This is a genomic window from Pseudomonas sp. 31-12 (assembly GCF_003151075.1).
Classification (GTDB): domain Bacteria; phylum Pseudomonadota; class Gammaproteobacteria; order Pseudomonadales; family Pseudomonadaceae; genus Aquipseudomonas.
On sequence record NZ_CP029482.1, the window covers coordinates 4,635,765 to 4,649,531 of the forward strand.

Genomic DNA, 13,767 nt, shown 5'->3' on the forward strand with positions numbered 1-13,767 from the left:
GATTGTGCGAGCCTGCTCACGAAGAGGCCAGACCACCCACCATCAATGCCGGTTACGGCAACAAAATCACCTTGTCGCCAGCCCCTTGATTCACCTCGGCATACCGCTCCACCCCCTGCGCCAACGGTGATTCAAACAACCCTTCCGGCAACGGCAACAGCCCCTGATCAAAGAACTTGCCGAACTGATCCAGCATCGCCGCACACGCCTGCACGCCGTACAACAGCGAATTGATCCCCACCACCGAACCGCCCTTGCGATACAACGCCAGCGCCGGCAGTTGCACCATGCCGTCCACCGGCGCGGCAATGATCGCGATGCGACCGAAAGTGGCCAAAGCCGGGACCGAGGCCGGCAGCCAGAAACCGGTGGTGTCGAAAATCACATCAGCGCCGCCGGCATACACAGCGTTCACCTGCGCACCCAGCTCGTCCGGTTTATCCAGTTGCAACGTCTGATAGCCCTGCGCCTGCAGATCCTTGACCTGCTCGGGCCGGCGCGCCGCCGCCAGTACCTGAGCGCCACGCACCTTGGCCAGCGCCAGCGCGGCACTGCCCACCGCTCCGCCGCCGATCACCAGCAGCCGCGTTCCGGTCGTCACCAGACTGCGTTCCAGGGCATCCCACGCCGTGGTGTACGGCACACCGAGGCTGGCAGCCTGGGCGAAGCTCAAGTGGGTGGGTTTGAGCACTACGCCATTGGCCGGCAGTTTGACGAATTGCGCGTGGGAGCCGTCGGCAAAAAAGCCCAGTTCACGACCGGTGCCCCAGACGTCCTGACCGATCAGTGCCTGTGGCCCTTCCACCACCACTCCGGCGAAATCCCGACCGGGAATCCGCGGCAACGTAGTGTAGGGAAAACGCCCCAGCACGTTCTTCACATCGCTGGGATTGAGGCCGGCCGCCTTGATCTGGACCAGCACTTCATCGGCACCGGGAACGGGGGTCGGAACATCAACGTAGCGCAGGGCCGAGAGGTCACCGGCCTGGTCGAATTGCAGTGCTTTCATGAGAGTTTCCATCGCAAAAAGGAAGGGGTTTCAGGAGACCCAGCCAGCCACCAGCTGTCGGCCCATGGGCCACAACTTTTCGCCGGCGAGCATGCCCAGCAGGCCCACCAGGGCAATGGCCGGTGGGGCGGGAGAACGAAAATCCAGTGCGCCGTAGAGCAGACCGACGCCCAGACCGATGACCAGCGAGATGAGGTAGCTCATGGCAGACTCCGTGGGCAAACAAGGTAGGTCTGAAGTCTAGAGAGCGGTGGCGAAGGGCATCGGCCAAGTGCTTCTGAATATCGGCCAAGGCGCCAATACAGGTTGCAATGCAAACTGGGTAGTAACCCACAGGGATTCGCCAGTGGCCACAAGTCTGCGTTATGGCTGGACGTCGCGTTGGCCCGTCGAAAATTGCGAAGGCGCGACACCCAGTTCCCGGCGGAACATGTCGCTGAAGCTGCTCGGCGAATAGCCCAGTTCCCGGGCAATCGTGCTGACCGGTACGCCCTGAATCAACTCCGCCGCCGCAGTCGCCAGTTGCACCTGGCGTCGCCATTCGGCGAAACCCATGCCCAAGCCGTCCTTGAACAGCCGGGCCAGAGTGCGCACGCTGGCACCGGCGTTTTCCGCGTGCTGTTCGAAGGGGATATCCAGCGAGGGTGCGGCCATGACCGCCTGACACAGGTTCATCAGGCGCCGGTCGGAATCATCCGGCAACGGGATTTTCAACAGCGATCGCCTGGCTCGCCTAAGCTCCAACAGCGCCAGGCCGACCAGCGCTTCGTAGTACTCGGGCGTGCCATTGTCGCCCTGCTCCACCAACCCGACGATCAGCTCACGCAGCAACCCGCCGACTTCGATCACCTGAACACGGTCGTCCAGCGTGGCCGCCAACGAGGGCCGCAAGTAGATGTTGCGCATCTGCAGATCCGAGACCACGCGAATGCCATGCGGCACGCCTGGCGGCAGCCACACCGCCCGTTGTGGCGGCACCACCAACGCCTCATGAGGCGTTTCGACCCACATCACCCCGCTCATCGCGTATAGCAATTGGCCCCAGACATGCTCGTGCGGCTCGATATACAAGCCGCGCGGGTACGTGCGTGCCAGCGGTTGCACGGGCACATCGGTATCACTCAGGTCTGGCGGGGCGGCAAGGGCCATGGGCAATGATCATTGGGGTTTTCAGGTCTTGCATGGTAACGGGGCAGCGACCTTGTCGCTACGGGCGGCAACCGTCTGACAATCCAACTGAATTTTCCGTAGCCCAGACGATCCTTGTATTACCACAGGGAGGAATACGGGCTTTATGAACAACGCAAAACTTTTCGTCATTGAATACACCCTTCATGGCGCGCCAAAGTCTTTCATTATCCGCCTGGACAAAATGGACAACGCGGAGGCTTGGCACTGGGCCAGTTGTGATGCAGGGGTCGGACGAATCCCCCGCTTTGGCCGAGAGAAGGTGCAAAAAACCAGCAAGCCGCTGGCGGAGAAATTCGGCATCGAAAATGTGACGTGGCGACCGGCTGGCTGAAGATCACGAGGGGAGGAAACCAGACATAAAAAAAGTGGAGCCCGAGTGGCTCCACTTCCTGTTGATGAGCTATTTGGCGTGCGCGCACTTGCAGCCCTTGCTCGCACACTCCTCGCCATGTTCGTGGTGCTTGGCGCACGCTTCACAGCAATAGTGCTTGCCGTGACGCGCTATCGGGTGTTCGCCCAGTTTGCAGGAACATTTGGGGCAGTCGCATTTACTGTCACTGCTGATCATGAGTCTGACTCCATTGATGTGGTCGTCGCGTGCGGCAAATGCGCACCTCAGTCATCAGTGTAGGAGCTACAAAATGGCTCGGGTTACTCGCTTCGCGTGCTGCTGCGATACATGAACAGCAACGCCAGCGCCAGGCACACCATCGCCAGCATCCGGCTGCTCGACAACTCGATTGCCGGGTTACCCAGCCAGCCGAAGTTGTCGATCAACATCCCCATGCCCAACTGCCCGACGATCACGGCCACGGTCGCCACTGCCGTGCCGACCCGCGGCACCGCGCCGACCATGACCATCATGTAGACCACGCCGAACAAGGCGCCGCTGAGCTGCCATTTCGGCACATCCAGCAGGGTCACGGCATGGGCCGGTTCGAAAAACAGGATCAGCAAACCGGTGACCACCGCGCCCACCGCGAAGGTCAGCAGACTGCTGCGCAACACGCCGACGGTTTCCCCCAGGCGTCCGTTGATCGCCGCCTGAATACTCAACACCGCACCGGCGGCCACGACCACGGCCAACAAAATAATCAGATTCATCATCAACCCCGAGCAATCAGAACAAGTGCCGCGACAATCAGCAGCAACGCCAGCCAACGTTCACCGTTGACCTTTTTGCGGGTGGCACCGAACCAACCGAAGTGGTCGATCAGCACGCTTTTGCCGACCTGCCCGGAGAGGATCGCGATCATCGTCATCGCGATCCCGATGTGCGGCGTGGCCAGGGTGAGCACCACCACGTAGATCGGCCCGAGGAAACCGCCGATCAACTGCCAGCGTGGCAAGGTGTTCAAAGCTGGGCCTTGTTGCTTGCCGCTGAACAACAACAGCAAAAACAAAATCGCCGAGCCGACGCCGAAGATGCTCAACGTCGCCCATAAGTGCCCGACCTGCACCCCGAGCGGCCCGAGCAAACCGGCCTCCACGGAAAGGCCCATGCCGGCGAGAATCACCAGTGGCAGCAGTAACAGTCGCAGCCCCGGTTGGGTCGCTGGCGCTGCAGCGATGTCGATTGAAGAAGATTGCATAAGGAAAATCCTACCAGTATCAGTTGAGGCGCTAACCCTGTGGGAGCGGGCTTGCCCGCGATGACGATGTACCAGTCGACACTGCAGCGCCTGATACACCGCCATCGCGGGCAAGCCCGGCTCCCACAGGGATTCGCGGTGTTCAGGCATTAACCCGCCGGATGGCGCGCATTATCGGCTGGCGCTGCTTTGCGATAAATGGGAGCATCCTGACAACACTTTTGCGCAAATCGCACAGCAGGACTCATCATGCACGGCCTCAACGAGCTGGGATTCAAGGCACTTCGGCTGTTTGTCGCGGTGCTCGACCATGGCAGTTTTTCCGAAGTCGCCCGCCGCGAGGGCCTGGCGCCCTCTTCTATTTCCCGGCAGATCCAGTTAATGGAACAGGCCTTGAACCAGCAATTGCTCTACCGCCACACGCGAGCCGTCACGCCCACCGAAGCGGGACGCATGCTCGGCCATCACGCGCGGCTGATGCTGGTGCAACTGGAGGAAGCCGAACAGGCCTTGCAGGAACAGCAAAGCGAACCCAGCGGACTGGTGCGAATCAACGCGCCTGTGGTCTTCGGGCAACGGCATCTGACGCCGTGGCTGGGGCAGTTGTGCGCGCGCTATCCGAAACTGCAGCTGGATATCCAGCAAACCGACAGCTACATCGACCCGTTGCAGGAAGGTGCCGACCTGCTGTTCCGCATCGGCCCATTGCACGATTCGAGCATGCAGGCACGGATCCTGGCGCCCCATCGCTTTCAAGTCGCTTCCAGCCCGGCCTACCTCGAACGCCATGGCACTCCACAAGCCCCCGAAGAGCTGGCGGGGCATCAGTGCCTGGCCTACAAAGGCGTGGCCGGTCAGCAACGCTGGTTTTTCCGCAAAGAGCAACAGGACTGGACGCCCTACTCGGTGAAAGGGCCGATCACCGGCAACCACGCCGACACGCTCACGCAAGCCGCCGAACAGGGTTTGGGGCTGGTGATGTTTCCGTCGTGGCTGATTGGTGAGGCGGTGCGCAATGGCACGCTGGTGCCGGTACTGGGGGAATATCAGGTGTCCAACAGCCTTGAGCCGCAGCAGATTGCAGTACTGTGGCCGGGCAGCCGCCGGTTGTCGGTAAAGGTGCGCACGGTGATTGATTTCTTCGTTGAATGCTTCGGCACGGTGCCTTATTGGGACAGACCCTGACACCACATAACCTGTGGGAGCGAGCTTGCTCGCGATAGCGGTTGATCAGTCACATTGATGCTGGATGTGCCGACGCTATCGCGAGCAAGCTCGCTCCCACAGGTTCAGTGCTTGCCTCCAATATTTTGCAAATAAAGTCAGATTCGGAACTGGCCGACCAGTTTGCCCAGGCGCTGACCGAGGTCGGCGAGGCTGCGTGAGGTCTGGGCGCCGAGTTGGGTTTCGTCGGCGACGTTGTCCACCGCCACGGCGATCTGATGCACGCTGCGGTTGATTTCTTCAGCCACGGCAGTCTGCTCTTCAGCGGCGCTGGCGATTTGCGCGTTCATTGAGTTGATGGTGCCGATCAATTGAGCCATGGTGTCCAGCGATGCACCGGCCTCATTGGCCTGTGCCGAGGTGCCATCGCCCGCCTCGCTGGAACGACGCATCGCTTCCACCGCCGATTGGGTCCCGGCCTGCAAGCGGTCGATCATGCCCTGGATTTCCTGGGTGCTGATCTGCGTGCGACTGGCCAGCGCCCGCACTTCGTCGGCCACCACTGCAAAACCACGACCCGCCTCACCGGCGCGCGCGGCTTCAATGGCGGCGTTCAGTGCCAGCAAATTGGTCTGTTCGGCAATCGAACGAATCACTCCCAGCACGCTGACAATCGACGACACGTCTTTTTGCAGGCTATCAAGGGACACGCCGCTGCTGCGAATGTCGTCCACCAACGCATGAATCTTCACGATGCTGCCGGCCACCACACGCTTGGCGGTCTGGCCTTCTTCGTCGGTTTGCTGAGCAGCCACCGCCGCGTTTTGCGCGCTTTTCGCCACTTCCTGTGCCGCCGCCGACATTTCGTTGATCGCCGTGGCCACCTGATCAGTCTCGTGACGCTGACGCTCCATGGCCTGATCCGAACGCTGGGCCTGATCGGAAACCTGATTCACCAGGCCGGTCAGTTGCGAAGTCATTTCGGTGATCTGGCGCACCAGGCTGTGGATCTTGTCGACGAAGCGGTTGAACGAGCCGGCCAGTTCGCCGAGTTCGTCCTGGCTGGTGATGGTCAGGCGACGAGTCAGGTCGCCCTCGCCCGCCGCGATGTCATCGAGGTTGGCTTTCATCAGGTTCAGCGGACGCAGGATGGTATTGGCCAGCAGCAGTCCGACCGCCGCGATCACCAGCAACATCACCACCGCGAGGCCGGCGATGGTCAGCACCACGCCTTCCATCCGCTCCTGCACCTTGGCCTGGACCAGCGCGACTTGCGCCTCGATACCGTCGAGGTTCACCGACGTACCGACCGCCATGTCCCACTTCGACAGGTATTCGGTGTAGCCCAGTTTCGGCACCAGCACTTGGGTGTTGCCGGGCAAAGGCGAGCTGTATTGCAGGTAATGCGTGCCGTCTTTGGCGACTTTCACCAGGTCGCGGTTGACGTAGACGCCGTTCGGATCGCGGTTGTCCTTGAAGCTCTGACCCACGCCGTCGGGGCTGTTGGCCTTGAACAGGCGCACGGTGTTGGAGTCGTAGCCGAAGAAATAACCGTCCTTGCCGTAGGTGATGCTCGACAGCAGCTTGATCACCTGCGCCCGCGCCGCGTCATCGCCAGGGGCGGCCGCGTCGTAAAGCGGTTTGATCGTGGTCATGGCCACGGCAACGTAGCTTTGCAGGGTGGCCTTGGCATCGCTGAGCAGGCGCTGGCGGGTTTCCTCGACTTCCTTGTGCGCCTGCTCCTGCAAAATGAACAGCGTGGTCAGGCTGATGACCAGCGCAAATAGCAACACCGGGAGGACGGCAAGGGACAGGACTTTAGCCTTCAGGCTCATGCGCATGACGGTTCACTCTTTTGATTTTGTTGGCGTGGTTAAAGGCTTTAACGGCACGCCAGCTCAAAAGTTGAATCGCAGGCACACTGAGTTCCCTGTGGGAGCGGGCTTGCTCGCTCCCACAGGGAATAGGGGTTAAAGGACCATCGCGGCGACCCAGCCGAACGCCAGCAGTGGCAGGTTGTAGTGCAGGAAGGTCGGGACCACGGTGTCCCAGATGTGGTGATGCTGGCCATCGATATTCAGACCAGAGGTCGGGCCCAGCGTTGAGTCCGAGGCCGGCGAACCGGCGTCACCCAGGGCGCCGGCCGTGCCGACGATGCACACGATCGCAATCGGGCTGAACCCCAGTTGCACGCACAACGGCACGAAAATCGCCGCCAGGATCGGTACGGTGGAAAACGACGAACCGATGCCCATGGTCACCAGCAGGCCGACCAGCAACATCAACAACGCGCCGACGCCTTTGCTGTGCCCGATCCACGACGCCGACGTCTCAACCAGCGTTTGCACCTCACCGGTGGCTTTCATCACTTCGGCGAAACCCGAGGCGGCAATCATGATGAAGCCGATCATCGCCATCATCTTCATGCCTTCGGTGAACAGGTCGTCGGTGTCGCGCCATTTCACGATGCCCGACACCGAAAAGATCAGGAATCCAGACAGCGCCCCGATGATCATCGAATCCAGCAGCAATTGAATGATGAACGCCGCCGCGATGGCCACAGCGGCCACCATGAGGCTCAGCGGGTTGTATTCCACCGCGACTTGCTCGACTTTCTCGATCTTTTCCAGGTCGTAAACGCGTTTCTTGCGGTAGCTGATAAACGCGACCGCAAGGCCCACGACCATGCCCAGCGCCGGAATGCCCATGGCATGTGTGACGTTGATGCCGCTGATGTCGACGCCGCTGCGGGCAACATTGGCCAGCAGGATTTCATTCAGGAAAATGTTGCCGAAGCCCACCGGCAGGAACATGTACGGCGTGATCAGGCCGAACGTCATGACGCAGGCGATCAAACGGCGATCCAGTTGCAGCTTGGTCAGCACATATAAAAGCGGCGGCACCAGCAGCGGAATAAAGGCGATATGTATCGGCAGAATGTTCTGCGAAGCGATGGCCACTACCCAGAGCAAGCCGATCAGCAGCCACTTGACCTGACGGCCACCGTTGGCGTGTTGACGATCAACCATCAGCAGGGCTTTGTCCGCCAGGGCATGGGCCAGGCCGGACTTGGCAATCGCTACGGCGAACGCGCCGAGCAAGGCATAGGACAACGCGACCGTCGCGCCGCCGCCGAGGCCGCTGTTAAAGGCTTTAAGGGTGGCGTCGATGCCCAGGCCACCGGTCAATCCGCCGACCAGGGCGCCGACAATCAGCGCGATCACTACGTGCACGCGGGACAGGCTGAGGATCAGCATGACGCCGACCGCGGCAATTACAGCATTAATCATCGTTACCTCAGGGCAAGCGAAATGAGCTCAGCCGGCCGTCTGCGAAGAGCCGCCAGCGGATTGAAGAATGGGTTTTATTAGAGGGCGCGCACTGTGCCGCAGAGTCGGCCCGGTGTCAAAGCGTGTGGTCGGTAACGATGTGTAACAACATAGGGTGACCTGTGGCGAGGGAGCTTGCTCCCGCTCGACTGCGCAGCAGTCGCAATTGAGCCTATGCGGTGTACCTGACAAACCGCTATCTCAGGTTTTAGGGGCGCTTCGCACCCCAGCGGGAGCAAGCTCCCTCGCCACAGGTACCCATTTATCCGATGGCATAAAGAAAGCCGAATGACGGCCGTTACAGTGCAAAGTCTCAGATAAATATCGAATAAGGACGTCTCTCCATGTCGCTCAGACAACTTTCCATCCAATGGAAAATCACCCTGCTGGCCGGGCTGTGCCTGACCGGCATCGTGACCCTGCTGGTGGGTCTTTCCCTGTATCGCATGGAGCACAGCTCCGAAATGGTGAAAGCCTCGAGCATGGAGATGCTCACCGAAGCCGCTCAGGCCCGGATCGAATCCCAGGGTGAAAACCAGGCGCTGGTGATTCGCCAGCAGTTCATGGACGCCTATCAGTACGGCCACGGTTTTTCGCGTCAGGTGCTGTTCCTGCGCGATCAGGCGGAGAAGCGCTTTCTGGACGCCTTCGACCTGCGTGAAGACCTGACCCGCCAGGTCAAGTCAGCGTTGCAAGCCAACCCGGAATTGCTTGGCCTGTCGCTGGTGTTTGAAGCCAACGCGCTGGACGGCAAGGACGATCTGTTCGCCGGCCAGGCCGAGCTGGGCAGCAACGACAAGGGCCGTTTCGCCCTGTACTGGTCGCAACCGACGCCAGGCAACGTGACGTCGATGGCGCTGCCGGAAAGCGACATGGCCGACACCAAAGCTGGCCCCAGCGGCGAAGCGGCCAACGCGTGGTTCACTTGCCCGCGCACCACGCTCAAGCCGTGCGTGATCGAACCGTATTTCTATGTGATCGACGGCCAGAACGTGCTGATGACCAGCATCGTGTTCCCGCTGATGGTCAACGGCAAAGTCATCGCCTCGCTGTCTGTGGACATTAACCTCAACAGCCTGCAGGCCATGAGTCAGGGCGCGAGCAAAAAACTCTATGACGGCCAGACCAATGTCAGCATCATCAGCCCGGCCGGCTTGCTCGCCGGTTACAGCCCGGACGCCAGCAAACTCAGCCAGCGCCTGGATGCGGTGGATAAGACCAACGGTGCCGAGCTGATTCGCATGCTCGCCACCAGCAGCAAAACCGAAAGCCTGCACAGCAACCAGCAACTGAAAGTGCTGTCCCCTTTCCAGCCGATCCCCGGTGGAAAACCCTGGGGCGTGTTGCTCGACGTGCCGGAAAAAGTCCTGGTCGGCCCTGCCGAAGCCCTGAAAAACCAACTCGATGACAGCAACCGCAGCGGCACTCTGGTTGAACTCGGACTCGGTGTACTGGCCGCGCTGATTGGTTTGTTGCTGGTGTGGCTGATGGCGCGCAGCGTGACCAAACCGATCCTCGGCGTGGCGCACATGCTCGAAGACATTGCCAGCGGCGAAGGCGACCTGACCCGGCGCCTGGCTTACGACAAGCAGGATGAACTGGGCCAGTTGGCCGGCTGGTTCAACCGTTTCCTCGACAAGCTGCAACCGATCATCGCCGAAGTGAAACGCTCGGTGCAGGACGCCCGCAGCACCGCGGACCAATCCTCCGCCATCGCCACGCAGACCAGCGCCGGCATGGAGCAGCAATACCGTCAGGTCGATCAGGTCGCCACCGCGTCCCACGAAATGAGCGCCACCGCCCAGGACGTCGCCCGCAGTGCCGCGCAAGCCGCCCAGGCGGCAAAGGATGCCGATCAAGCGACTCGCCGAGGCCTGACCGTCATCGACCAGACCACCACCAGCATCGACAACCTCGCCGCCGACATGAGCGCGGCCATGGTGCAAGTCGAAGGCCTGGCGGCCAACAGCGAGAAAATCGGTTCGGTGCTGGAAGTGATTCGTGCCATCGCCGAGCAGACCAACCTGCTGGCGCTCAACGCCGCGATCGAAGCGGCCCGTGCCGGTGAGGCCGGCCGTGGGTTTGCGGTGGTGGCCGATGAGGTACGCAATCTGGCGCGACGCACGCAGGAGTCGGTTGAAGAAACCCGTCTGGTGATCGAGCAGTTGCAAAGTGGCACGCAGGATGTGGTCGGCTCGATGAACAACAGCCATCGCCAGGCGCAAGGCAGCGTCGAGCAAGTGGGCCAGGCGGTGACGGCGCTGCGTCAGATTGGCGAGGCGGTGACGGTGATCAGCGACATGAACCTGCAGATTGCGTCTGCGGCCGAAGAGCAGAGCGCGGTGGCCGAGGAAATCAACAGCAACGTGGCGACGATTCGCGATGTGACGGAGTCGCTGTCAGGGCAGGCGAACGAGTCGGCACGGGTGAGTCAGTCGCTCAATAGCCTGGCGAATCAACAGCAGAGTTTGATGGATCAGTTTCGGGTCTGAACTTAGTGGGGCGTCATATGAAAACACCCCTCACCCCAGCCCTCTCCCCAAAGGGGAGAGGGGGAAAGGGAGCCGATCTCCATTGGCTTCCAAACCTGAGCTCGTCTTTATTTCCTCGGTCGCAGAATATCTAAAAAACAACTCGGTGAGTCCCCTCTACCCCCTGGGGAGAGGGTTAGGGTGAGGGGTGGATTTCAAGTTCTAGCGCTTAGGCAACTCAATCATCACACGCAACCCACCCCACTCGCTCTCCTCCAACCTCATCACCCCGCCCCACGTGTCGACGATGTCGCGCACAATCCCCAGCCCCAACCCATGCCCATCCGTCTGTTCATCCAGCCGTGTTCCCCGGCTCAGCACCTGATCGCGTTGTGCCTCGGGAATCCCCGGCCCATCATCTTCCACGCTTAGCTCAAACCCTTGCGCCGTTTCGACCACACTCAACCGCACCTCGGCATCCGCCCATTTGCAGGCGTTATCCAGCAGATTTCCCAGCAATTCGAGCAGATCCTCGCGATCCCACGGCAGCTGCAAACCGGCCGGTGCGCGGTAGCTCAGGTTCAGGTGTTCGCCGTGAATCATGTTCAACGTCGCCAGCAACCCCGGCAGTTCCCCGTCGCAATCAAACAACGCCCCCGGCAGCGCATCGCCGGACAACCGGGCGCGATTGAGTTCGCGATTGAGTCGTTGCTGGACCTGTTCCAGTTGCGTCTTGAGGAGCTTGCGCAGTTCGGGATGACCGTCGAGCTTCTCGCTGGAAGCCACGCTCAACAACACCGCCAACGGCGTTTTCAGCGCATGCCCGAGGTTGCCCAAAGCGTTGCGCGAACGCTTGAGGCTGTCTTCAGTGTGCGCGAGCAAATGGTTGATCTGCGCCACCAGCGGCTCCAGTTCCACCGGCACCTGATCATCGAGTTGCGAGCGCTGGCCCTGCTGCAACTGGGCTATTTGTTCACGGGCCTTTTCCAGTGGACGCAAGGCGCGGCGCACGGTGATGCGTTGCAGCAGCAGAATCAGCAGCAGCCCCGCCAACCCGAGGCCCAGACCGATCTGCTGCATGCGCCGGAAGCTCTCGCGCACCGGCGTGTAGTCCTGCGCCACGCTGATCGAAATCGATTGCCCGAGCCGTCGATAATCCGAACGCAGCACCAGCAATTGCTGGCCCTCCGGACCCAGTTGCAGGTTGCTGTGCAGGCCGGGATGGTCGAGTGGCGGCAGTTCCTGATCCCACAACGAGCGGGAGCGCCAATGCTTGTCGGCAAAATCGATACGGAAGTAGTGCCCGGAAAACGGTCGTTGATAGGCTGGCGACAGGTGCCGCTCATCCAGTTGCAACCCCGCCGGCCCGCGCACCAGCGCCACCAGCAGGTTTTCACTGTCGTTGCGCAAACCGTCTTCGAGGTAGCGCTGAAGCCCCTTTTCGAACAACCACAAGCTGGTTTGCGCCAGCACCAGGCCGACGACCACCATCACGCTGATCAGCCCCAGACTCAAGCGGCGCTGAATCGATCTCACTGGGCTTGTCCGCCGAACAGGTAACCCTGGCCGCGACGGGTTTCGATCACGCTGCGCCCGAGCTTGCGCCTCAGGTGGTTGACGTGAACTTCGAGCACGTTGGAATCGCGCTCGGTTTCACCGTCGTAGAGGTGTTCGGCGAGGTGGCTTTTGGAAAGGATCTGCTCGGGGTGCAGCATGAAATAGCGCAGCAGGCGGAATTCAGCGGCGGTCAGCTGGATGTCGGCGCCGTCGCGGGTCACGCACTGACGGCCTTCATCCAGGTGCAGCCCGGCTGCCTTGAGCGTCGGCTGATTGGCCTGACCGTGAGAGCGACGCAACAACGCCTGGACTCGCAAATGCAGCTCTTCAGGGTGGAACGGTTTGGTCAGGTAATCGTCGGCGCCGGCCTTGAGGCCTTCGATGCGCTCGGCCCAGGAACCGCGCGCCGTGAGGATCAGCACCGGCGTCGCCAGACCTCCGGCCCGCCATTGCGCCAGCACCTCGAGCCCCGGCAACCCCGGCAGGCCGAGGTCGAGGATGATCAGGTCATAGGGCTCGCTGCTGCCCTGATACACCGCGTCGCGGCCATCGGCCAGCCAGTCCACGGCGTAACCTTGCCGGTTGAGGCCGGCCATCAATTCGTCGGCCAGCGGCACGTGGTCTTCCACCAGAAGCAAACGCATCGATCAATCTTCCTTGTCTTTCAATAACTGGCCAGTGGTGGCGTCGAGGTCCAGCTCACGGACCACCCCTTCGGCGGTCAGCAGCTCGACTTCATAAATGTAGACGTCGTGTTTTTCTTCAAGCTCGGCTTCCAGCAGTTTCGAGCCGGGGTAGCGGTCGAGCGCCTGCTTCAACAGTTGCTCCAGCGGCAGGATCACGCCTTGCTGGCGCAAGCGCAGGGCTTCGTCCTGGTCGAGGTCGCGGGCCATGACGACTGAGCAGAACGCCAGCAGTACCAGCGCCATGCGTGAAAATGAACACACCTTCATTACGTATCCTGATGATCCTTGAGAATCTGCCCGCTGACAGCGTCTAATTCCAGATCCCACTCAATGCCTTGTGGGTCGCGCAGCTCAACCTGGTAGATGTACTTGCCGTACTCTTCTTCCAGCTCGGTTTCGGTGATCTTGGCACCGGGATGTTTGGCCAGAGCGGTGGCGTTGAGCTTCTCGAAAGACACAATGGTACCAGCGTCGCGCAGCCGCAGGGCTTCATCGGGGCCCAAGTCACGAGCATGGACGAGGCTGGCGGTCAGGGTGAGGATGGACGCGGTGAACAGGGCAGTCAGGGTTTTCATGGGTGTCTCCGTATTTTTTATGTGTTGCCTACGGGGTGCACCATAACGAGGCGAACTTAACTGAAACTGAATTGCCATCATTGGGAGTGGCACCTCGATATCGCAGAGCTGCACAAAATCTGTGGGAGTGAGCTTTGGTGGCGAGGGGATTTATCCCCGTTCGGCTGCGAAGCAGTCGTAAATTCTGTGCTGT

General features: G+C 60.9%; 15 protein-coding genes and 1 pseudogene. 4 read left to right on the forward strand and 12 right to left on the reverse strand.

Annotated features, from left to right (window positions below; translation table 11 throughout):
* Positions 1–52 precede the first annotated feature (52 nt).
* From DJ564_RS21955 to DJ564_RS21965, 3 genes are all read right to left on the reverse strand, one after another.
* Entirely contained in the window at positions 53–1,009 is a 957-nt protein-coding gene (locus tag DJ564_RS21955; RefSeq protein WP_109633264.1) for a zinc-binding alcohol dehydrogenase family protein, read from the reverse strand.
* A gap of 30 nt (positions 1,010–1,039) precedes the next feature.
* Positions 1,040–1,213, reverse strand: coding sequence for a DUF1427 family protein (locus DJ564_RS21960; protein WP_010458583.1), 174 nt, complete (start codon positions 1,211–1,213; stop codon positions 1,040–1,042).
* 159 nt (positions 1,214–1,372) lie between these two features.
* Positions 1,373–2,158 (reverse strand): helix-turn-helix domain-containing protein, encoded by a 786-nt coding sequence (locus DJ564_RS21965; protein WP_109633266.1) that lies wholly within the window; start codon positions 2,156–2,158, stop codon positions 1,373–1,375.
* Between the two features lie 145 nt (positions 2,159–2,303).
* On the opposite strand from DJ564_RS21965, the gene DJ564_RS21970 reads away from it, so the two are divergent.
* Positions 2,304–2,531 (forward strand): DUF6555 family protein, encoded by a 228-nt coding sequence (locus tag DJ564_RS21970; protein WP_010458578.1) that lies wholly within the window; start codon positions 2,304–2,306, stop codon positions 2,529–2,531.
* A 69-nt stretch (positions 2,532–2,600) separates the two neighbouring features.
* Here the strand turns inward: DJ564_RS21970 and DJ564_RS21975 are convergent, their stop codons facing one another.
* From DJ564_RS21975 to DJ564_RS21985, 3 genes are all read right to left on the reverse strand, one after another.
* Positions 2,601–2,768 (reverse strand): metallothionein, encoded by a 168-nt coding sequence (locus DJ564_RS21975; protein WP_109633268.1) that lies wholly within the window; start codon positions 2,766–2,768, stop codon positions 2,601–2,603.
* 83 nt (positions 2,769–2,851) lie between these two features.
* Positions 2,852–3,307, reverse strand: a complete 456-nt coding sequence (locus DJ564_RS21980; protein WP_109633270.1) for a DMT family transporter — start codon at positions 3,305–3,307, stop codon at positions 2,852–2,854.
* On the reverse strand, positions 3,307–3,792 hold the full coding sequence (locus DJ564_RS21985) for a DMT family transporter (RefSeq protein ID WP_109633272.1): 486 nt from the start codon (positions 3,790–3,792) through the stop codon (positions 3,307–3,309). The genes DJ564_RS21980 and DJ564_RS21985 overlap by 1 nt, the downstream gene beginning before the upstream one ends.
* A gap of 249 nt (positions 3,793–4,041) precedes the next feature.
* Between DJ564_RS21985 and DJ564_RS21990 the strand changes: the two genes are divergently transcribed.
* Positions 4,042–4,977, forward strand: coding sequence for a LysR family transcriptional regulator (locus DJ564_RS21990; protein WP_109633274.1), 936 nt, complete (start codon positions 4,042–4,044; stop codon positions 4,975–4,977).
* Between the two features lie 137 nt (positions 4,978–5,114).
* On the opposite strand, the gene DJ564_RS21995 is transcribed toward DJ564_RS21990, so the two are convergent.
* Together DJ564_RS21995 and DJ564_RS22000 are read right to left on the reverse strand one after the other, a co-directional pair.
* Positions 5,115–6,797, reverse strand: coding sequence for a methyl-accepting chemotaxis protein (locus DJ564_RS21995; protein ID WP_109633275.1), 1,683 nt, complete (start codon positions 6,795–6,797; stop codon positions 5,115–5,117).
* Between the two features lie 129 nt (positions 6,798–6,926).
* Positions 6,927–8,243 (reverse strand): Na+/H+ antiporter family protein, encoded by a 1,317-nt coding sequence (locus DJ564_RS22000; protein ID WP_162556272.1) that lies wholly within the window; start codon positions 8,241–8,243, stop codon positions 6,927–6,929.
* Positions 8,244–9,772: 1,529 nt separating this feature from the next.
* Between DJ564_RS22000 and DJ564_RS32890 the strand changes: the two are divergent.
* Together DJ564_RS32890 and DJ564_RS32895 are read left to right on the forward strand one after the other, a co-directional pair.
* Positions 9,773–9,919 (forward strand): annotated as a pseudogene (locus tag DJ564_RS32890) (HAMP domain-containing protein); the annotation flags it as partial.
* A 102-nt stretch (positions 9,920–10,021) separates the two neighbouring features.
* Complete coding sequence (locus DJ564_RS32895) at positions 10,022–10,777, forward strand: methyl-accepting chemotaxis protein (protein ID WP_371922087.1); 756 nt, start codon at positions 10,022–10,024, stop codon at positions 10,775–10,777.
* 201 nt (positions 10,778–10,978) lie between these two features.
* Here DJ564_RS32895 and DJ564_RS22015 read toward each other — a convergent pair whose 3' ends face one another.
* The 4 genes from DJ564_RS22015 to DJ564_RS22030 are packed head-to-tail and all read right to left on the reverse strand — an operon-like array spanning position 10,979 to position 13,574.
* Positions 10,979–12,292: a sensor histidine kinase gene (locus DJ564_RS22015; RefSeq protein WP_109633281.1), complete on the reverse strand. Its 1,314-nt coding sequence runs from the start codon at positions 12,290–12,292 to the stop codon at positions 10,979–10,981.
* Positions 12,289–12,957, reverse strand: a complete 669-nt coding sequence (locus DJ564_RS22020; RefSeq protein WP_109633283.1) for a response regulator transcription factor — start codon at positions 12,955–12,957, stop codon at positions 12,289–12,291. The genes DJ564_RS22015 and DJ564_RS22020 overlap by 4 nt, the downstream gene beginning before the upstream one ends.
* A 3-nt stretch (positions 12,958–12,960) precedes the next feature.
* Complete coding sequence (locus DJ564_RS22025) at positions 12,961–13,266, reverse strand: PepSY domain-containing protein (protein WP_109633285.1); 306 nt, start codon at positions 13,264–13,266, stop codon at positions 12,961–12,963.
* Entirely contained in the window at positions 13,266–13,574 is a 309-nt protein-coding gene (locus tag DJ564_RS22030) for a PepSY domain-containing protein (protein ID WP_109633287.1), read from the reverse strand. Before DJ564_RS22030 ends, DJ564_RS22025 begins: the two co-directional genes overlap by 1 nt.
* Positions 13,575–13,767: the final 193 nt, after the last annotated feature.